The sequence below is a fragment of the Plantactinospora sp. B5E13 genome, assembly GCF_039871775.1.
Lineage (GTDB): Bacteria > Actinomycetota > Actinomycetes > Mycobacteriales > Micromonosporaceae > Plantactinospora.
Genome location: NZ_JBDPLT010000019.1, coordinates 1 through 19,453, shown reverse-complemented (window position 1 = coordinate 19,453; position 19,453 = coordinate 1). Strand labels below are relative to the sequence as shown.

Sequence of the window (19,453 nt, the reverse complement as noted above, 5' to 3'; positions counted from 1 at the left end):
TCGGCGCGGTCAGCACCGTGCCGACACGGGGTGAGGCGTGTCGTGGTCAGCCGGCGACCGGCAGTCGGGACAGCGCGTGCCGGACCAGTTCGATCAGCGCCTGCTTGCTGGACGCGCGGTCCCGGGCGTCACACCAGAGCAGCGGTACGGCCGGATCCAGTTCCAGCGCCGAACGGATCTCCTCCTCGGTGTACAGGCACTCGCCGTAGAACCGGTTCACCGCGGCGACGAACGGGATGCCCCGCCGCTCGAAGTAGTCGATGGCCGGGAAACTCGTACCGAGTCGCCGGGTGTCGACCAGGACGATGGCGCCCACCGCGCCCTGGGCCAACTCGTCCCAGATGAACCAGAACCGGTCCTGTCCCGGCGTGCCGAAGAGGTAGAGCACCACGTCGTCCGCGATCGTGATTCGTCCGAAGTCCAGCGCGACGGTGGTGTTCGTCTTGTCCTCGACACCGGTCATGTCGTCGACCCCGACGCTGGCCTGGGTCAGGACCTCTTCCGTGGTCAGGGGTGGGATCTCGCTGACCGATCCGACCAGGGTGGTCTTGCCGGTGCCGAAGCCGCCCGCCACGACGACCTTGACCGATGTGCGATCCACGTTCTATCAGTCCCTCTTGTCTAGAGTCTTTCGAGACCAGCGAGAACTGTCTCCAGCAGCCGGCGGTCCGCGATCCGGTGCTGGGCCGGCGACCCGATGCCCAGGTAGCCCTGGTCGAGCAGCACGTCGACCATCACCTTGGTGATGGTGAGCGGGCGGTGCAGGTAGGCGCCGATCTCGGCGATCGAGATCCAGTTCAGGCACCGGCCGACGATGTCCCGGTACTCCGGCTCCAGCCGGCTCGTGTCGGCCGGCCGGGCGATCACCTGGGTGGCCAGGTCGAGGTTGGTGTTCCGGGGACTCGTCCGACCGTTGACGAGGATGTACAGCGGGACGAGCCGCCCCGCCTCCGCCTCGTCGTCGCCGTCCCAGGCGTCGTGGGTCACGGTAGATGCCCGGGTTGACCGTTGACCATCGAGGCGACCGATCGCACCTCGGAGCCGAGGTACTCGCCGATCCGGGTCACCAGCCGGCTCATCTCGTAGGCGACCGTGCCCATGTCGACGCTCTGTTCGCAGACCACGGCGAGCCGGGCGTTCTTGCCGGCGGCGGCGACGAACAGGGTCTGTCCCTGGTATTCGATGATGACCTGCTGGACCGGGCCGCTGTCGAAGCGCCGGCCCATGCCGGCGGCGACGCTGTGCAGCGACGAGGCGCCGGCGGCCAGCAGTTCCGCATCGTCACGCGGCAGCGACGAGGACTTCTGCACGACGAGTCCGTCGGTGGAGAGGACAACCGCATAAACGACATCGGGAATCTCTACAAGACCGTCCAACATCCAGGTCAGGTCATTGTGCGATGTGCCGTTGGTCACGCGTTCCTGCCTTGATCATCAATGGTTGCGGTTTCCGCGGTTTCCGTGGTGTCCGCGGTCTGTCCGGCGGCCCACGCCCGTTGATACTGCGTGAACCGGCTCCGGGCCTCTTCGGGGGTCCTGGCCGGGCCCGTACCGGGTGAGCCGGTACCCGCCGGACGCTCGTCGCGGAGCTGGGGGACAAGGTGCTGCTGCGGCTGCCGGTGCGGCAGCGGAGGCCGGTTGGCGACGGGCGCGTCCGTGCCGGCCTCCGACCCGGTGGGTCGCGGCCCCGTGCCTGCTCCGGTGGCCGGTCGGCCGGCCTCCTGCGGCCGGTTGGCCGGCGGAACCGCGGTCTGCCGCGCTCCCGGCTGCCCGGCCGCCGCCGGTGGACGGGTCTGCGGTGCGGCCGCCGGTGGTGCGCCGCCGGTGACGCGCGTCCCGGCGGCCGGTGTGCCGGCCGGGGACGGTCCGGAGACGGCCGGCGCACCGGGGCCCGACCGCTGGCCGGGCCGGCCAGCGTCGACCGTGCGGCCCTCGGCCGACTCCCGCTGTCGAGGAACACCGGACCCGTTACCGGCCTGCTGGTTGATCGGTCGATTGTCGTTCATCATGCCGCCCGCGCGGTCAGGTCGTCGTCCTTCGACAGTCTGGACGCCCGATACCGGGCCCGAACCGTTCACGGCCGGTGCGTACCCCCCGACGGCGGCGGCGAGACGCGGACCGGGTCGCCCGGCGTCGCCGGCGCCGGGCGACGGTGTACCGGACCGCCGGGCGCCCATGTCACCACGACCGCCACCGTCGGCCGGGAGCGCGGTGATGATCCGGTCCGGCAGCAGCACGATCGCCAGCAACCCGCCGTACGCCGAGGTACGGAGGCTGACCTGGATACCGTCGCGCTTCGCCAGCTCCGCCACGACGTGCAGACCGATCTGCGCGCCGTCGTTGAGCGCCGTCACGTCCGGGGTGGGCGCGGTGGCCAGCAGGTGGTTCGCCTCTTCCAGGGCGTCCCCCTTCATCCCCACGCCGGCGTCCTCGATCTCCACCGCGACGCCGCGCTTGACCTCGTTGCAGGTGACCCAGACGGTGGTGCCCGGTGGGGAGAAGGCGAGCGCGTTGTCGAGCAGTTCGGCGAGCAGGTGGATGGTCCCGGCCACCGAGTGTCCCAGCAGCGCCACGTCGGGCGCGCTGCGCAGGGTGATCCGCTGGTAGTGCTGTGCCTCCGCGAACGCCGCCAGCATGACCCGACGGACCGGTACCGGATTCTGGAACCGCCGCCCGATCTGGCCACCGGCCAGGATGACCAGGTTCTCCAGGAACCGCCGGGTCTGGGTGAGCTGGTGGTTGATGTCGAACAGTTCGGTCAGCAGCTTCTCGTCGCCGATCCGGTTCTGCAGGTCCTCGATGACCTTCAGGCCTCGCTGCAACGGACGCTGCGGACGACGGGCGACGCCCATCAGCATGGCGACACCGGCCGCCCGGGTCTTCGCCTCGTCCACCGCCGCGGCCGCCGCGGCCTGCAACGACCGGTTGATGACGTCCGCGACCTGGCCGATCTCGTCACTGCCGTAGTTCTGGCTCGGCAGTTCGGCGTCGAGGTCCACCTTCTCGTGCCGGCGCAGCCGCTCCATGATCGCCGGGAGTCGTTCGTCGACGACGACGGCGGCGTCCCTGCCCAACTGCGCCAGCCGGACCGAGAGGGCCCGGTCCACCAGGACCTGTGACTGGCGGATTGCCCAGAGGATCGCGGCGACGGCGATGGCGAGCGCCATCAGACTACCGAGCGAGGCGGTCAGCAACTGGTTGTTACCGGTACGCAGCGCCCGCGCCGACACCTGGTCGGCCTGGGCGACGGTGAGTGCGATCAGGTCGTCGGAGACCTGCCGGGTCAGCGACTCCCAGCGGGACCGGTTCGCCAACAGACCCCGGGGCGTGCCGTCGCGCCATGCCCCGGCCCCGACAAGTTCGTTCTCCGCGGCGACGAGCCGCTGCCACGCCTCGCTCGCGGTGATCGCCTCGTACTGTCGGCGTGCGTCCGGCTGCAGGTGCGGGGCCACGTTCTCCAACGCCGAGTGGTACGCCCCGATCAGGCGGACGAAGTCGAGGTGGCTCTCCTGGCCCAGCGCCCGGGAGCCGAAGGCGCCGTCGATGATCGAGGCGGACCGGGACATCAGGTCGCTGGCCCGGAACGTCTCGGTGGCCGCGATGCCGCCCTGTGCCGCCGTGACGTCGGGAACCACCCGGGCCTGGGTGTCGAAGAGGCTGGTCGCGGCGTCGAGGAGTTGGTTGTAGAAGGCGTAGACCTGCGCACCGCCGGCCGACCGGGAGTCGATCGTGCTCCGTACGTTCGGCAGCTGGTCGAGCTGCTCGGTGAGCGTCTGCCACCGGGTGGTGATGGACCCGGGCGCGTTGGCGAGCGCCGAGTTGGCGGCCGACCGCAGCGCGGAGAGCAGCTCGTCGGTGCGTCGCCGCTGGTCGAGCAGGGCCTGCAGGTCGTTCGTGGGCTGGGCGAGGTAGGCGACGCTCAACCGTCGTTCCTGCTGGATCGAGCCCAGTGCGGGCACCGCGGGGATCGACACCTGCCGGACCCCGTTGGCCACCTCGCGGTTGTAGAAGCCCTGGAAGACCAGGTAACCGGAGGCGATCAGCCAGATCACCATGGCGACGACACTGGGGATCAGCACCAGCCGGACGACCCGCCGCTTGATGGACCGCTGTCGACCGCGTCGCTTGCCTGACGTTGGTTCGGGCTGGTCAGAGGCGGGGAGCCGGCTCGCGCGGTCGGCCTGATTCTGCGCCAACTTCCATCCAATCATGGGCAAACCGAGAGAACCGGCGGGCGTTTGCTGCTTCCATCGCCGATGTGTGGGCAACCCTACCGGTCTGTCCGCTCTCGCACTAGCCCGCCGGACTCGCAGTGATGAGCACCTATCGTTCGTACTGATGGGGCAATGCCGGTAGCGGACACGCGAGGAGGCCCCAACGGTCGGTTCGCACACCTGTCCGGTAATTTCTGGCTCTGGTCGTACCGCCCGGACAGGAGAAACTCAGGCATGGGTAAGCGGACAGTTCACGTCTCCGACTTCAGTGGCAAGGTGCTGCGGAGCGCCGACGAGGTGGTGCGCGTCGTGGTGCTCGAGCACCCGGACCTGGTCGCCGGGCCGGTGCAGCTGGAGGCCGAGCCGACCGAGATCGAGAGCATCGACGACGCGGCACTGGACGTCGCGGTCGTGGAGATCCACGAGAACGGGGAGGACGAACCCCGGCGGGTGGTGCTCAACGCCAGCGAGTTCGACGCGCTGGCCGTCGACGTACCGATGGCGCAGCTGTTGCGGACGGCCGAGCGGGTCCGGCCGGCGAAGACGAGCCGGAAGTCCGAGCGGGTCGACTACGGCACCCTGGAGCACGCCGGCAAGCCGCACCGGGGACGGGTCACCGAGGAGGAGGCCCGGCTGGTCCGCGAGCACCTCGACGAGGTCAACAAGCGCCTCGCCGACGAGGGGATTCGACAGATCGACCCGACCGACCCGGAGCACGTCGCCCGTTACGGGTTTCCGACCCCGGACTGATCCGCGAGCCGGTCCGGGCTGAGCGGCCAGGGCTGATCCGCGAGCCGGTCCGGGCCCTGGCCGCCGTCACGAGCCGGAGAGCGTCCGGGAGAGCCGCCTGGCCTCGGTGACCAGGCGCGAGCCGCCGGTCCGGGCGGCCACCTCGGCCAGCCCGGGGATCTCCCGGCGGATCCCGGTCCCGGCGGCCGTGCCGGCGGCCAGCGCCAGCAGGTCGGCCGTGCCGGGACGGGGCTCCGACAGCGCCAGCAGCGTCGGCAGGGCGGCGGCCGCGACCGCCCAGACGGCGGCGGCGCCGGACCGCGACACCTCCTCGAGCGCCCCGACCGCCCGACGCAACACCACCCGACCGCCGCCGGCCAGCTCGCCGAGCAGCCGGCCGAGCAGCTCACCGTCGAACTGACCACGCCCGACGAGCAGCACCGTGGCGTCCACCGTGTGGAGCCGGTCGGCGTCGCGGCGGGCGGCCAGGCCGTACGCCAGACAGAGGGCCATCGCGGGGCCGAACGGGCCGTCGCACCGGGCCAGCGCGGGCAGGGCTTCGGTGCCCCCGCTGCGATCGCGGTCGGCGGCCGCTGTCACGTACGGCTGGATGTGCGCGGCGACGACCTCCCGGTGCGAGGGCAGCACACCGGGCCAGAGCATAAGATCGTCCGGCGCCCAGTACACGCCGTAGGCCCGGGACCGGGCCGCCGCACCGGCCGGCAGCGTGAGCAGGTCCGGCGGCACCGGCCAGTCCGCAGCGGCCGGTCGGACCGTGGTGACCAGCCGGCCGTCGGGCTGGTCCAGGCACCAGCAGCGGTACCCGTGGTAGGAGCCGCCGCCGTGGGTGCAGGGTCTGCGGAGCACCGCCAGTATGTCGACGAGCGGGTCGGGCAGGCCGCCCCGGTCGAGCCAGTGGTGCAGCCGCCGGCCGGCGGGGGAGCGGAGCGCGGCGGCGGCCGTACGCAGCCCGGGGCGCGCCGCGTCCCGGGGCAACCGCAGCAGCGCCTGGGTCAGGTCGGCCCCGCCCGGCTGCCAGCCGTCCCGCTCGGCCGCGACCAGCAGCCCGAGCAGCCGTTCGGGATCGACCTGCCCGCTGACGGTCGCCGGGGTGGCGAGCAGCGCCGGCGGCGCGGTGTCGGCCCGGAAACCAGCGGCGAGTTCGGCCAGCCGGCGATGGAGGAACGCCCTCGGCGCCGGCTCCGGTGTGGACCGGACGGGCAGGTGAGCGGGGTGGATCTCGGGATCCTCGCGGCCGACCACCGCGCGCAGCACGCTCCAGACCTGGCCGCTCCACGGGGGAGCGTCTGGCTCCAGGGCGGCGACGAGGCCGGCCCGGTCGATCCGGAACCAGTGGGTCAGTCCGGCCAGCACCCGCTCCAGCAGCACCGGGTCGTTCCCCTCCCGACGCAGCCGGCTCACCTCGCCGGCCAGCTCACCGATCGAGCCGACCGGTGGTGGGGCCGGCTCGTCGACCCAGCCGCCGGGGTCGGCGGCCACCGGGTCGACGCCGCTCACCGCTGCGGGCGGTGCCATGCCGAGCAGCGCGTACGCCTGCCGTGCCAGGTCGCCGGTGAGCCCGGCGGCCGCCGCACGCAGGGTCCGCCCTCCGGCCGGGCCGGCGGCCGGCAGGTGCCGGGCCAGCACGGTCAACGCCCGCTCGGCGAGGTCGACGGCCGGATTGCCCAGCCCGACCGCCAGCGCGTCGACGAGTTCGGGCAGCTGACCGGGATCCCGCCCGGCCGCCCGGTCCAGCCAGCCGAGCTGGGCCCGGACCAGTTTCTTCTCCGGCCGGAGCAGGATCACCCTGCCCGCCTCGACCAGGGCGGCCGGTGGCAGTCGCCCGACGTCGTCGAGGGCGCGCAGCGCCCGCTGCGCCGTCTCCACCACCTGCGCGTGCGCGCTGGACAGCACCCCCAGGTACTCCTGGTGGTGCGCGGCGATCTCGTCCAGGTCCGGTTCGAGTCGGTGGTGCAGGGAGAGGATGTGCCGCATCGGGGTGACCCGGTCGCCGGACCGCATCCGGCGCAGGCAGCCGGCGAGCAGGTCGGCCCGGTCGATCCGCCCCTGGCGAGACAGGTCGAGCAGGACCGTGCCACCCTCCTCCCGCAGGTCGGCGCCGACCCCCTCCACCTCGAACACCTGCGGCACCATCACCGGCAGCCACTCGTCGGACCACCGGACGTCCGGCCGGTCGGACGGGAGGGCGTACCGGACCCAGCCCCGGACCAGTGGATCGCTGACCCGGGGACCCACACCGGAGGCGTTCAGCAGCGCGTACGCCAGCGGCCACTGACGGGCCAGGGTGGACATCCGTACCCGGTCGGCGAACCGTCGGGCGACCGTGGCGATCGCCGGACGGCCGGGAGCGCGGAGCACCCGGACCACGTGGTCGAACGGCGAGTGCTGGTGCCACGCCCAGGTCAGCTCGGGACGGCGTAGCCAGGTCACCACGTCGGCGGCGGTGGGCAGACAGCCGGCACCGGCGACCAGCAGGGCGGGTCCCTCGTGCCGCAGCTCGTCGTAGCGCCGGTCCAACCCCGCCAGGTGCTCCCGGACCGCGCCGGCCAGCTCACGTCGGGCCGGCTCGGGCAGTCCGACCAGTGCGTCGGCGACCCGGTACGGATCCGCGTAGGAGATCAGCTTGCGGAGCTGGTCGGCGTCGAGGGTCATCGTGCTCCTCCGGTAACGGCCGGGTCGGTGACGGTCGCGGCCAGTACGTGCTTGCAGGGACCCCGTCCGCCCTGGTGCTCGGCCCACCAGGGGCAGGTGCAGCCCAACCGGCCGTCGGCGGTCCGGTGCACGAGGTAGCGGCGGCCGCCGGAGCTCACCTCCACGTCGTCGCCGAGCCGCCGCACGGAGTCGGCACCGGCGAGCAGCCGGGCGGCGGTCAGCCGGGGATGCAACGTGTCGACCCGCTCAGGGGCGTACGGCAGCTCGCGGTGGAAGTGGCCGACCTCGGCGCAGTCGTACCCGACCCGACCGGAGCTGGCCAGCACGGCGAGCGCGGCGCGTACCCGGTCGACGGTGAGCCCGGACCGGGCCGCGACCTCCGGCACGTCGACGGTGGGCGCCCAGCCGAGCAGCCCGCCGACCAGGTCGGCGTCGCCGACGGCGCGCGCCGGGCCGTCGACGTCCCCGGCACCGCCGGACAGTGCGTCGAGCAGCCGCCCCTCACCGGAGAACCCCCGGTTGGTGGCCGGGGAGAGCATCAGCCAGAACCGCGCGACGCCGAGATCCAGCTCCCAGCCGCTGCACAGCGCGGAACTGCCGGCCCGGGCCGTCGGGCCGTAGAGCCGCAGCGCCCGGGTGAACCGCAGCAGTGGCCGGAGCACGGCGAGCCGGTGCGGTGCGGCCAGGCACACCGCGCCGGGCAGCGGGGCGGCGCAGGTGCGCAGCGAGCGACCGGCCGGCATCAGCCAACGGACCTCGGTGCCGCCCCGGATCGGCAGCCGCTGCAGGAACGCGTGCGCCTCGGCGGCGGACAGTTCGGCCCGCGGCTCGAAGCCGGCGGCCACGGCGGGCACCTCGGCCAGCCCGCGCAGCCACCGCTGCGGCAACGGGACCCGCTTCTCCACCACGGCGCCGTCCAGGGTGGTGACGGTCAGGTCGTCCGGGCCGACCGAGAGGCGCAGTGGGTCACCGGCGCCGACCCGGGTCAGCGCGGTGTGGAGCGGCGGGTTGATGTCGACGTTGGTGGTGCCCCGGCCGAGCCACTCTCCGTCCAGTCCGGGCGCGAGCACGTCGAGCCGGGCGTACCCGCCGCAGCAGCCGGAGAACGCCTCGAACCGCAGCCGCTCGCCGTCGCCGGTGACCACCGGGTCCCGGTAGCTCCGCCAGGTCCCGTCGAGGGACTGCCGGGACCGACGGAAGTCCGTCCGGGCAAGGTCGGCGAGGACAACCAGCCCGGCGGCGGTCGCCCGGGGGTCGACCGCGAACCCGGTGAAGAAGCGCGGGTGCGCCGCCGGCCCCCGTGCGGTCCGCCCGCCGGCGGTCTGCAGGACCAGCCGTTGGTCCAGCAACGTGGAGGCGCTCCGATAGCCGTACGTCTCTGTCTCGCCGCTCATGGCCGCCGACCATAGGAGCCGCCTCCGACACTTTGCGTGCGTCGGCCGGCGGGCCGGGTCGGCCATGATGGACGGACGGCGCGGGGGACTAACGCTTCAGGCCGACGCCGGCCGCCACTTTCAACATGGTCGGCGGCGCCGTCTCGTCCGGCCACCACTGCTGTACGTCGACCACGCCGGGGGGCAGCAGTTCGAAACCGTCGAAGAACCGCTCGATCGCGTCCCGGGAGCGGAACGTCATCGGCGCCGGCGAGTTCACCGAGATCTCCTCCAGCTTCGCCCGGGCCGCCGGATCACTGCCGTCGCTGCAGAACTGGGAGATGCAGACGTAGCTGCCCGGGGCCAGCCGCTCACGGAACTCGGCGACCAGTGCCGCCGGATCCTCCTGGTCGGTGACAAGGTGGAACAGGCCGATGAAGAGCAGCAGCACCGGCTCGTCAAAGTTGATCAGTTGCCGTATCCGGTCGTCGTCGAGGAGTCGCCGGGGCTGGCGGACGTCCGCCTGGATCGACGCCACCCCGTTGTCGTCGGCCAGCAGCGCCCGGTTGTGCATGAAGACGATCGGGTCGTTGTCGACGTACACCACCCGGGAGTCGGGGGCGATCGCCCGGGCGCTCTCGTGCACGTTGGGCCGGGTCGGGATGCCGGCACCGATGTCCAGGAACTGCCGGATCCCGGCCTCGGCGCACATCTGCGTGACCCGGAGCAGGAACCGCCGCTGCGCGCGGCCGAGCGCCGGCAGGTCCGGGGCGAGCGCGATGACCTGCGCCGCGGCCTCCCGGTCCACCGCGAAGTTGTCCTTGCCGCCCAGCACGTAGTCGTACGCGCGGGCGTGGCTCATCTGGGTGGTGTCGATTCCGGTCAACGCGAGATCCTGTTCGGACATGACGACTCCCGTGATCGTCTCGAACGATGGCAGTCGATCATATTCGGTGGGTCGCCGTGCCGCGAGGCACGGCGGTACCGCGGCCGGTACTGGCGGAACCGGTCGATCTTCGACGTAGGATGGGCCCCCGGGCGGCGACGGGCGGAAACTTCCCGGTACGGGTGGGAACCGCCGTCGGACGGACGCGTCGCCGTGCCACGGGTGCGGAGTCGAGGAGGACGCCGACGTGCCGGGCGCCCAGCTCCGTGCCACGATCCCCCGGTGGATCGGGCGGTACCTGGTGCCGGCGCTCTTCGCCGCCGTCTTCGCCGCTCCACTGTGGTTCATGGTGGTCGGCTCGCTCCGGCCCACCGGGCTGCCGCCGCCTCGGACGCTTGAGGTCCTGCCGCCCGAACCGACCCTGAACGCGTACGCGCGGCTGCCGGAACTGTTGCCGCTCTTTCGCTACCTGGCGAACTCGGCGCTGGTGGTGGCGCTCGCCGTACCGCTGACCGTGGTGGTCGCCTCGCTGACCGGGTTCGGCATCCGACTGCTCGGGCCGGTCGCCCGGCGTCGGGTGGTCACCGGACTGCTTGTGGTGCTGCTGGTGCCGGTCACCGCGGTCTGGGCGACCCGGTTCGAGGTGTTCCGGCTGCTCGGCGTGGTCGACACCTACCTGCCGCTGCTGGCGCCGGCACTGCTCGCGGTGAGCCCGTTCCTGGTGCTGCTCTACGCCTGGAGCTTCGGCGGCGTACCAGAGTCCCAGCTGGAGGCCGCCCGGCTGGAGGGCGCCCGGTGGTGGTCGGTCTGGCGGCGGGTGGCGTTGCCCCAGGTCCGGCCGGCGACGCTGGCGGTCGCGGTGCTCGCCTTCACCTACCACTGGGCGAACTTCATCGACCCGCTGCTCTACCTGCACAGCGGGGACCGGTACACGTACGCGCTCGGCCTGCAGTTCCTGCGACTGCTGAACCCCACCGACTGGCCGCTGCTGATGGCCGGCTGTGTGCTCGCCACCCTGCCGTGCGTGCTGGTGTTCCTGCTGGCGCAGCGGATCCTGCTCAGCGACAACCCGTTGGTGGCACTGCGACAGGGAGGACGCCGATGACGACCCGGAGCACGCGGACGACAGGCCGGAGCAGGGCGACGGCAACCCGGCCATGGCGACGGTGGGGCGCCGGCCTGCTCGCCGCCGTACTCGCCGCCGGGGCACTCGCCGGCTGCGGCGGGGACGACGATCCGGACGGAGCAGGCGCGATCACCGTGGTGCTCTTCGGCGACGCCGAGGAGATCGCCGGCTACCGCACCATGGTCGAGGAGTTCGAACGGGCCAGCCCCGAGGTCGACGTCACGCTCTCCCCCGTGGCGACCCAGGACGAACTGATGGCCCGGCTCACCACCTCGTTCGCCGGCGGAACCCCGCCGGACGTCTTCCTGCTCAACTACCGCCGGTACGGGCAGTTCGCCGCCCAGGGGGTGATCGAACCCGCCCAGTCCCATCTCGACGCCAGCACCGTGCTCGACGAGGCCGACTTCAGCCCGCGCGCCCTGGACGCGTTCCGGTTCGACGGGAAGTCCCTGACCTGCCTGCCGCAGAACCTCTCCTCGCTGGTCGTCTACTACAACGCCACGATGTTCCGGGCCAGGGGCCTCGCGCCGCCGAAGGCCGGCTGGACCTGGGACGACTTCCTCGCCACGGCGAAGGCGCTGACCGGCGACGGGACGTACGGGGTCGGGGTGGAGCCGTCGGTGCCCCGGCTCGCGCCGTTCGTCTGGTCCAACCGTGGCGACCTCGTGGACCATCCGGACCGGCCCGGCACCCTCACCCTGACGGCGCCGCCGGCCACCCGGCAGGCCGTCGACTGGTTTCTGGACCTGCAGCTCACCCACCACGTGGTGCCGCCGGACGCGCAGGAGCAGAGCGAGTCGAGCGAGGCCCGGTTCCTGCGCGGCACGCTCGGCATGTACCTGAACAGCCGGGTCGCGGTCCCCACCCTGCGGACCATCTCCGGATTCGAGTGGGACGTGGCGCCGTTGCCGGTCGCGCCGGGCGGCGTACCTGCCTCGATCCTGCACAGTGACGCGTACTGCATGAGCGCCGGCCGGCCGGACCACACCGGTGCCTGGCGGTTCATCGAGTTCGCGATGGGGGAGCGGGGACAGCGGATCCTCGCCGAGTCCGGACGTACCGTGCCGTCCCGGCTCGACGTCGCCCGCTCCGACGTCTTCCTCTCCCCGAGCCTTCCGCCCCGGTCCGCGCAGGTCTATCTCGACGCCGAGCCGCACCTGCGGGCCACCCCCCGCACCGCCGGCTGGTCGCGGGTGGAGAAGGAGACCGACGCGCTGCTGGAGGAGGTCTTCTACGGCCGGGTCGGCCGGGAGGAGGGGCTGCGGCAGATCGAGGAGCGGATCCGGCCGCTGTTCCAGGAACCTGTCCGGTGACCGCCCGCCGGGCTGGGACGGATGCGGCAGATCCGGAAGCGGTGCGGGCGGGGGCGGCGGGTGAGATCCGGATCGAGTCGCTGACGAAGACGTACGGCCGGATCACCGCCCTCGACGGCCTGGACCTGGTGGTCCGCCCCGGTGAACTGCTGACCCTGGTCGGCCCCTCCGGTTCGGGCAAGTCGACGGTGCTGCGACTGGTCGCCGGGCTGGACCGGCCGGACCGGGGGCGGGTCCTGCTCGACGGCGCGGACGTCGCCCGGGTACCGCCGCACCGGCGGGCGGTGGCGATGGTCTTCCAGGACTACGCGCTCTATCCGCACCTGACCGTACGCGGCAACCTGCTCTTCGGGCCGCAGGTCCGGCGGGTACCCCGGGCGGAGGCGGACCGGCAGATCCGGGACGCCGCCGAGCGGCTCGGCATCACCGACCTGCTCGACCGGTATCCGGACCAGATGTCCGGGGGGCAGCGGCAGCGGGTCGCGCTGGCCCGCGCGCTGGTCCGGCGGCCGAGCGTCTATCTGCTCGACGAGCCGCTGGCCAGCCTCGACGCCCAGTTGCGGGTCACCACCCGGGCGGATCTGCTCGCCGTGCACCGGACCCTCGGCACCACGATGGTGCACGTCACCCACGACCAGGCGGAGGCGATGACCCTCGGCGACCGGGTGGCGGTGCTCGACGGCGGCCGGGTACGCCAGGTCGGCGTACCCCAGCAGGTGTACGACCATCCGGTCGACCTGGTCGTCGCCCGGTTCCTCGGCAGCCCGCCGATGAACCTGGTCCCCGGCGGCGGGGTGCTGGGCGGGTCGCCGGACACCACCGTCGGGGTGCGGCCGGAGGACCTGGTCCGTGACCCGGAGGGGCCGGTCGAGGTGACGGTCGAGGCGGTGGAGTCGTTGGGCAGCGAGGCGATCCTGCTGACCCGGTGTGACGACGGCACCCGGCTGGCGGTCCGGACCGGCCCCCGCCCGGGCGTCGGCACCGGTGACCGGCTGCGGCTGCGTCCCGACCCGGACCGGCTGCACCGCTTCGACACCACGACCGGGCGTCGCCGGTGACCCCGGGACGGGTACGCCGCCCGCTCACCGGCTGGGCCTTCCTCGCCCCGTACGGGGTGGCGGTCGTCCTGCTGATCGCGGTCCCGGCCCTGCTCAACCTCGGGTACGCGGTCACCGACCACACCGGGTTGACCCGCGACCCCCGGTTCACCGGCCTGGCGAACGTCCGTCGGCTGTTCGCCGACGACTTCTTCCTGGACAGCCTGGAGGCGTCGCTGTTCCACGTGGCGGTCTCGGTGCCGCTGCGGTTGCTGGCCGCGATCGGGCTCGGGCTGCTGCTCGCCGCGCCGAGGCCGGGCGGGCGCTGGTTCCGGGCCGCCGTCTACCTGCCGACGGTGATCCCGGACGTGGCTCTGGCGGTGCTCTTCCTCTGGGTGCTCAACCCGTTGTACGGGCCGTTGAACCAGCTCCTCAATCTGGTCGGCCACCCCGGTTTCACCTGGCTCGCCGAACCGACCACGGCCCGGGTCGCCGTGGTGATCATGCTGCTCTTCCCGATCGGGGAGGGATTCCTGGTGGTCCTGGCGGCCCGCCGGATGCTGGACGGGCGGCTGTACGAGGCCGCCACGCTCGAGGGCTGCGGACCGTTCGGCCAGCTTCGCCGGCTGACCCTGCCGCTGCTCGCCCCGGTGCTGGTGCTGCTCGCGGTCCGGGACACCATCCTCACCCTGCAGGTCAACTTCGTGCCGGCGTACGTGCTCACCGACGGTCGTCCGGCGAACGCCACCCAGTACCTGCCGGTCTACATCTTCGACCAGGCCTTCGAGTTCTCCGGTTTCGCGTACGGCGCGTTGATCACGATCGTCCTGATGGTGATCACTGCGGCGATCATCACGGTGCAGTTGCTCGCGGTCCGACGCTGGCGGGTGCTGCGCTGACCGGCTTCCGGTGCCGGCGGGTGCCGCGCCGGGCGGTCCGGTGCTACTGGCGGCTGCCGCGTGGGGCGTGCCATCCTGCTCGGATGAGAGCCCGGGTCTGTCTGGTCGCCGTCGCCCTGCTCGGACTCGCCGGCTGCGGTGGTGGGTCGGCGCAGACCCCGACGGCGGGGGACCGGGGGCAGGCGATGCTGGCCAACCTGCCGAGCTGTGACCGGGTGCCGATGGACGCGGGTCGCGAGGTGAGCGGCGAGGTCACCGGCCTGGTGCTGCCGGCGGGGGCCCGGGTCACCTCGACCGTGCCGCAGGGCGCGCTGACCACGGTCGAGGCGACGGTCCGGATGACCCCGCTGGACGTCCGGGCCCACTACCAGGGGCGTACCGACGTCGAGGTGCTGAACGTCGAGGACGAGATCTTCGAGTCGGAGGTGCTGCTGCGGGCCGGGCAACGGCGGATGTACCTGCGGGCCACCGCCCTCTGTGCGGACGGCACCGCGCTGACCGCCGTCGTCGGACCGGACTCCGACGACGCCGGACTGCCGGAGTTCCGCAGTGCCGGCTGATCCTCCCGCCGCCGACGAGGGCGGCGCTCTGCCGCTGTCGCTCCGTTCCCGGACCGGACAGGGCCCTGACCAGCGATGTCCCGGGTTTCCCGGGGCCGGCGGAGCCGGTCCGGAAAAATTCTGGGCGGCGCTGTCGAAACCGGCGCCGGCCGTTCGACGCGTTGGTGAAGGCTGGTCAACGGCCCGACCCGGTGAGCGCAGGACCAAGGGAGAAGAACATGCGGTACATGCTGGTGCACAAGCTCGACGACAAGGACCCGGCCGCCTGGTCGCCGACCCCGGAGTTCATGGGCCGGATGGGTGCCTTCATGGAGGAGGCCAACAAGGCCGGGGTGCTGCTCGCCGGGGAGGGCCTGCGGCCGACCGCGGAGGGCGCCGCCAAGGTCGACGTCAAGGAGGGCAAGGCGACGGTGGTCGACGGCCCGTTCGCCGAGGCGAAGGAGGTCATCGCCGGGTTCGCCATCCTCCAGGTACGGGACCGGGCCGAGGCGGTCGAGTGGGCGACCCGTTTCGGGGAGATGTTCGACACGGTGGAGATCGAGATCCGGCGGGTCGCCGAATTCTCCGATTTCGCCTAGGGACGCCGTCCCACCCCCATTCCCGGGGACCCGGACGAGAGCCCGGGCGCCGGTGTGGACCGGCGCCCGGGGCCGCCGCCGTGCCCAGGGGATACGTCACGAATTGTGTACCCGCGCCGAGCGCTATCGTGGGCCGGTGGCGGCCACGGAGACGAATCAGACGATCGAGGCGGTGTGGCGGATCGAGGCGGCCCGGGTCATCGCCGGTGTCGCCCGGTTGGTCGGTGACCTCGGCCTGGCCGAGGAACTGGCCCAGGACGCCCTGGTCGCGGCCCTGGAGCAGTGGCCGTCCGAGGGCGTACCCCGCAACCCCGGCGCCTGGCTGACCACCACTGCCAAGCGCCGGGCCATCGACCAGATCCGGCGCCGGGAACGGTTCGAACGCAGCCTCCCCGACCTGGTCGTGCCGGAGACCGCGGAGACCACCGACTTCGACGCGGTGCTGCAGGAGGAGCCGATCCCCGACGACCTGCTGCGACTCATCTTCACCGCCTGCCATCCGGTGCTCTCCGCCGAGGCCCGGGTCGCGCTGACCCTGCGGCTGCTCGGCGGCCTCACCACCGACGAGATCGCCCGGGCGTTCCTGGTGCCGTCGCCGACCATCGGGCAGCGGATCAGCCGGGCGAAGAAGACCCTGGCCGAGGCGCGGGTGCCGTTCGAACTGCCGGTCGGCGCGGACCGGACCGAGCGGCTGGACTCGGTGCTGGAGGTCATCTACCTGATCTTCAACGAGGGGTACTCGGCGACGGCCGGCGACGACTGGCTGCGTCCGGCGCTGTGCGAGGAGGCGCTGCGGCTCGGCCGGATCCTGGCCGGTCTGATGCCGGCCGAGCCGGAGGTACACGGCCTGGTCGCGCTGCTGGAGATCCAGGCGTCCCGGACCCCGGCCCGGACCGGCCCGTCCGGCGAGCCGATCCTGTTGCTCGAACAGGACCGGCGGCGCTGGGACCGCCTGCTGATCAGCCGAGGGCTGGCCGCCCTGCAGAAGGCCGAGGCGCTGGGCGGCGGGACGTACACCCTGCAGGCCGCCATCGCCGCCTGCCACGCCCGGGCCCGGACGGCGGAGGAGACCGACTGGGCCGAGATCGCCGCGCTCTACGCCCGGCTGGCCGAACGGGCCCCGTCACCGGTGGTGGAGTTGAACCGGGCGGTGGCGGTGTCGATGGCCGAGGGACCGGTCGCCGGCCTGGCGGTGCTGGAACCGTTGCTCGCCGAGCCGGCGTTGCGCCACTACCACCTGCTGCCGAGCGTGCGCGGCGACCTGCTGGCGAGACTCGGCCGGGCCCCGGAGGCGAAGGCCGAGTTCGAGCGGGCGGCGGAGCTGACCCGCAACGAGCGCGAACGGATTCTGCTGCTCGACCGGGCGGCCGCCTGCGACTGAGTGTCGTGGCCGGCCCGGCGCACCGGCCGTTGTCGGCGGTCCGGGCCGACCCGTCGTCGATCCTCTCATCGAACCCTCTTCCATCTCCCCTGCGGTCCGTCGTGGCGCCGCAGGTGGAGATGGGGGCGCGTGCGCCGCGTGGTTCAGGTTGAGAAAGGTTCATTGACCATGATCGGTGCTGCTGTCTAGCCTGGCCACACGTCGACCCGATGACAGGTCGCACTCCAGTGTGGACAGGAGAGAAACCGTATGAAGGCTTCGCTCGTCCGACATCGTCGGGGCAGTGCGGTGACAGCGACCCTGGCACTGCTCGCCACCGGCGCGTTGGCGGCCTCGGCCGCCCCGTCCCGCGACCAGACCTCCGGCGACCGGTTGTCGCTGGCGACCAGCATGCCGACCGGCCCGATGGAACTGCCCGCCGAGTGGATGACCTCCCAGCGGCTCAGCGACGGCAGCCGGGAACTCTCCGCCGCCAAGTACGTCCGGGCCCGGGGCGAGGCGAACGGCCTCTTCGGCCGGACCCGGGGCGCCTACCGGGTGCTGGCCGACCAGCGGTGGGACTTCTTCGGGCCGACCAACATCGGCGGCCGGGTCGTGGACATCGCCATCGACCCGAAGGTCGACGACCAGATCTTCGTCGCCGCCGCCTCCGGCGGGGTGTGGCGGTCCCGGGACGCCGGAATGACGTACGAGTCGGTGTGGCCGCACGACTGGGTGCAGAGCATGGGCGCGGTGGCGATCACCCCACGCGGCGTACTCTTCGCCGGCACCGGCGAGGCACAGCCCGGCGGCGGCTCGATCACCTTCGGCGGTGACGGGATCTACCGCTCGAAGGACCGGGGAAAGAGCTGGAAACGGGTCGGGCTGACGGACAGCCACGCCATCGCCCGGTTCGCGATCGACCCGCGCGACGAACGGCGGATCTTCGCCGCGGCGGCCGGCAACCTCTTCGTCCCCGGCGGGCAGCGCGGCGTCTACCTCTCCGAGAACGGCGGCGACAGCTGGCGCCGGGTGCTGACCCCGCCGAACGCCACCACCGGGGCGACCGAGGTGGTGATCGATCCGGTCAACCCGAACCGGATGTACGCGGCGCTCTGGGACCACCTGCGGGAGCCGCACCAGCGGACGTACGGCGGCCCCGGCTCCAGCCTCTGGCGTTCCGACAACGCCGGCCGGAGCTGGCAGCGGATGACCAACGGGCTGCCGACCGACGCCGACCAGGGTCGGTGGGGCATCGCGCTGGCCCCGGGCGATCCGCGCCGGCTCTACGCGTACGTCGGCACCGCGCTCGGCCCGTTCCGGGCGTTCTACCGTTCCGACGACGGCGGTGACACCTGGACCCAGACTCCGGTCACCGCGAACCAGGCGTCGCAGTCGACGTTCAGTTGGTGGTTCGGCAAGCTCTGGGTCGACCCGGACGACGCCGACCACGTCTTCCTCGCCGGGGTGAACCTGATGCGTTCCACCGACGGGGCGCAGAGCTTCTCGTCGGTCAGCGGCGTGCACGCCGACCAGCACGTGATGCGCTGGGATCCGAAGGTGCCCGACCGGGCCTACCTCGGCAACGACGGCGGCATGTACCGCTCGGACACCAACGGGGTCGGCGGCTGGACCAAGGCGACGTACGAGCCGTACACGCAGTTCTACACGGTCGACGTGGCACAGACCGACCCGGCGTTGAAGGTGGCCGGCGCCCAGGACAACGGTTGCAACCGGGGCTACCAGGGTCGGGGCGGCCCGTGGGAGGCGATCGGCTGCGGCGACGGGCTCCAGGTGGTCATCCACCCGCAGGCGTCGAACATCGTCTTCGGGTGCAGCCAGTACGGCTCCTGCTACCGGTCGGAGAACAGCGGCGGCACCCCGCGGCAGACCATCGGCACCGGGCAGACCGTCTCACAGCGGCGCAACTGGCAGACGCCGCTGCAGTTCGACCCGACCGACCCGAACGTCATGTACTACGCCGGCAACATCGTCAACCGGTCGACCGACAACGGCCGTACCTGGACCGCGATCAGCCCGGACCTGACCGGCGGCGGCCCGAACGACCCGAACGGCTATCCGTGGGGCACGGTCACCACGCTCGCCGCCGCGCCGACCGACGGCAACACGTTGTACGTCGGTACCGACGACGGCCGGCTCTGGTGGACCGACGACCTCGGGGCGAACTGGCACCAGGTCGATCCGGCGCAGCTGCCGGGCACCTGGGTCACCCGGGTCGCGGTGCACCCGCGCGACGCCGACATCGCGTACGCCACGTTCTCCGGATTCCGCTCCGGCAGCGACCGGCCGCACGTCATGGTGACCCAGGACGGTGGCCGTACCTGGACCGACATCGGCCGGGGGCTGCCGGACGCGCCGGTGAACTCGATCATCCCCACCTCCGACGGCCTGCTGCTGGTCGGCACCGACGTCGGGGTGTACGTCTCGGCGTGGAACGGCGGCGAGTGGGCCGCGCTCGGGGCGAACCTGCCGATGGCGGCGGTGATGTACCTGCGCTACCACGAGCCGACCCGGCAGTTGACCGCGGCCACCTTCGGTCGGGGCGTCTACGACGTCACGGTGCCCCGGTGTTCCGGGGCGTCGACCCGGCTGCCGTTGCGCCGGCCGGGCGTCGGGGTGGTCGGGGCGCTGGCCTCGTGCCGGGCCCGCTGACCCGGCGCTGACCCCTGTGGCGGGGGGGGGGGG

At 72.6% G+C, this 19,453-nt stretch carries 16 protein-coding genes; 9 read left to right on the top strand and 7 right to left on the bottom strand.

The features are described from left to right. Positions 1-46: 46 nt before the first annotated feature. The 4 genes from ABGB05_RS18770 to ABGB05_RS18755 are packed head-to-tail and all read right to left on the bottom strand — an operon-like array spanning position 47 to position 4,078. Positions 47-601: an ATP/GTP-binding protein gene (locus ABGB05_RS18770; RefSeq protein ID WP_347654724.1), complete on the bottom strand. Its 555-nt coding sequence runs from the start codon at positions 599-601 to the stop codon at positions 47-49. A 20-nt stretch (positions 602-621) separates the two neighbouring features. Beyond that, complete coding sequence (locus tag ABGB05_RS18765; protein ID WP_347654723.1) at positions 622-987, bottom strand: DUF742 domain-containing protein; 366 nt, start codon at positions 985-987, stop codon at positions 622-624. Beyond that, on the bottom strand, positions 984-1,415 hold the full coding sequence (locus ABGB05_RS18760) for a roadblock/LC7 domain-containing protein (RefSeq protein WP_347654722.1): 432 nt from the start codon (positions 1,413-1,415) through the stop codon (positions 984-986). The genes ABGB05_RS18765 and ABGB05_RS18760 overlap by 4 nt, the downstream gene beginning before the upstream one ends. Beyond that, on the bottom strand, positions 1,412-4,078 hold the full coding sequence (locus ABGB05_RS18755) for a nitrate- and nitrite sensing domain-containing protein (RefSeq protein ID WP_347654721.1): 2,667 nt from the start codon (positions 4,076-4,078) through the stop codon (positions 1,412-1,414). Before ABGB05_RS18755 ends, ABGB05_RS18760 begins: the two co-directional genes overlap by 4 nt. A 369-nt stretch (positions 4,079-4,447) precedes the next feature. Here ABGB05_RS18755 and ABGB05_RS18750 point away from each other — a divergent pair, with 369 nt between their 5' ends. Next, positions 4,448-4,963 (top strand): hypothetical protein, encoded by a 516-nt coding sequence (locus ABGB05_RS18750; RefSeq protein WP_347654720.1) that lies wholly within the window; start codon positions 4,448-4,450, stop codon positions 4,961-4,963. A 66-nt stretch (positions 4,964-5,029) separates the two neighbouring features. On the opposite strand, the gene ABGB05_RS18745 is transcribed toward ABGB05_RS18750, so the two are convergent. The 3 genes from ABGB05_RS18745 to ABGB05_RS18735 form a co-directional block, all read right to left on the bottom strand. Next, positions 5,030-7,615 (bottom strand): DUF6493 family protein, encoded by a 2,586-nt coding sequence (locus ABGB05_RS18745; RefSeq protein WP_347654719.1) that lies wholly within the window; start codon positions 7,613-7,615, stop codon positions 5,030-5,032. Beyond that, entirely contained in the window at positions 7,612-9,009 is a 1,398-nt protein-coding gene (locus tag ABGB05_RS18740; RefSeq protein WP_347654718.1) for an SWIM zinc finger family protein, read from the bottom strand. The genes ABGB05_RS18745 and ABGB05_RS18740 overlap by 4 nt, the downstream gene beginning before the upstream one ends. Before the next feature lie 88 nt (positions 9,010-9,097). Continuing rightward, positions 9,098-9,895: an SAM-dependent methyltransferase gene (locus ABGB05_RS18735; RefSeq protein WP_347654717.1), complete on the bottom strand. Its 798-nt coding sequence runs from the start codon at positions 9,893-9,895 to the stop codon at positions 9,098-9,100. Between the two features lie 226 nt (positions 9,896-10,121). Here ABGB05_RS18735 and ABGB05_RS18730 point away from each other — a divergent pair, with 226 nt between their 5' ends. The 8 genes from ABGB05_RS18730 (at position 10,122) to ABGB05_RS18695 (ending at position 19,420) form a co-directional block, all read left to right on the top strand. Then, positions 10,122-10,979 carry a carbohydrate ABC transporter permease gene (locus tag ABGB05_RS18730; protein ID WP_347654716.1) on the top strand — a complete coding sequence of 286 codons (858 nt, stop codon included), beginning with the start codon at positions 10,122-10,124 and terminating at the stop codon, positions 10,977-10,979. Further along, complete coding sequence (locus ABGB05_RS18725) at positions 10,976-12,313, top strand: sugar ABC transporter substrate-binding protein (RefSeq protein ID WP_347654715.1); 1,338 nt, start codon at positions 10,976-10,978, stop codon at positions 12,311-12,313. Before ABGB05_RS18730 ends, ABGB05_RS18725 begins: the two co-directional genes overlap by 4 nt. Then, positions 12,310-13,371: an ABC transporter ATP-binding protein gene (locus tag ABGB05_RS18720; protein WP_347654714.1), complete on the top strand. Its 1,062-nt coding sequence runs from the start codon at positions 12,310-12,312 to the stop codon at positions 13,369-13,371. The genes ABGB05_RS18725 and ABGB05_RS18720 overlap by 4 nt, the downstream gene beginning before the upstream one ends. After that, positions 13,368-14,249: a sugar ABC transporter permease gene (locus ABGB05_RS18715; RefSeq protein ID WP_347654713.1), complete on the top strand. Its 882-nt coding sequence runs from the start codon at positions 13,368-13,370 to the stop codon at positions 14,247-14,249. Before ABGB05_RS18720 ends, ABGB05_RS18715 begins: the two co-directional genes overlap by 4 nt. A gap of 83 nt (positions 14,250-14,332) precedes the next feature. Further along, the gene (locus tag ABGB05_RS18710) at positions 14,333-14,809 is read left to right on the top strand and encodes a hypothetical protein (RefSeq protein ID WP_347654712.1); all 477 of its coding nucleotides are present in this window, start codon (positions 14,333-14,335) and stop codon (positions 14,807-14,809) included. 218 nt (positions 14,810-15,027) lie between these two features. Next, on the top strand, positions 15,028-15,387 hold the full coding sequence (locus tag ABGB05_RS18705; RefSeq protein ID WP_347654711.1) for a YciI family protein: 360 nt from the start codon (positions 15,028-15,030) through the stop codon (positions 15,385-15,387). A 136-nt stretch (positions 15,388-15,523) separates the two neighbouring features. After that, positions 15,524-16,768 (top strand): RNA polymerase sigma factor, encoded by a 1,245-nt coding sequence (locus ABGB05_RS18700; RefSeq protein ID WP_347654710.1) that lies wholly within the window; start codon positions 15,524-15,526, stop codon positions 16,766-16,768. Between the two features lie 288 nt (positions 16,769-17,056). Then, positions 17,057-19,420: a glycosyl hydrolase gene (locus ABGB05_RS18695; protein WP_347654709.1), complete on the top strand. Its 2,364-nt coding sequence runs from the start codon at positions 17,057-17,059 to the stop codon at positions 19,418-19,420. The last annotated feature ends 33 nt before the right edge of the window (positions 19,421-19,453 follow it).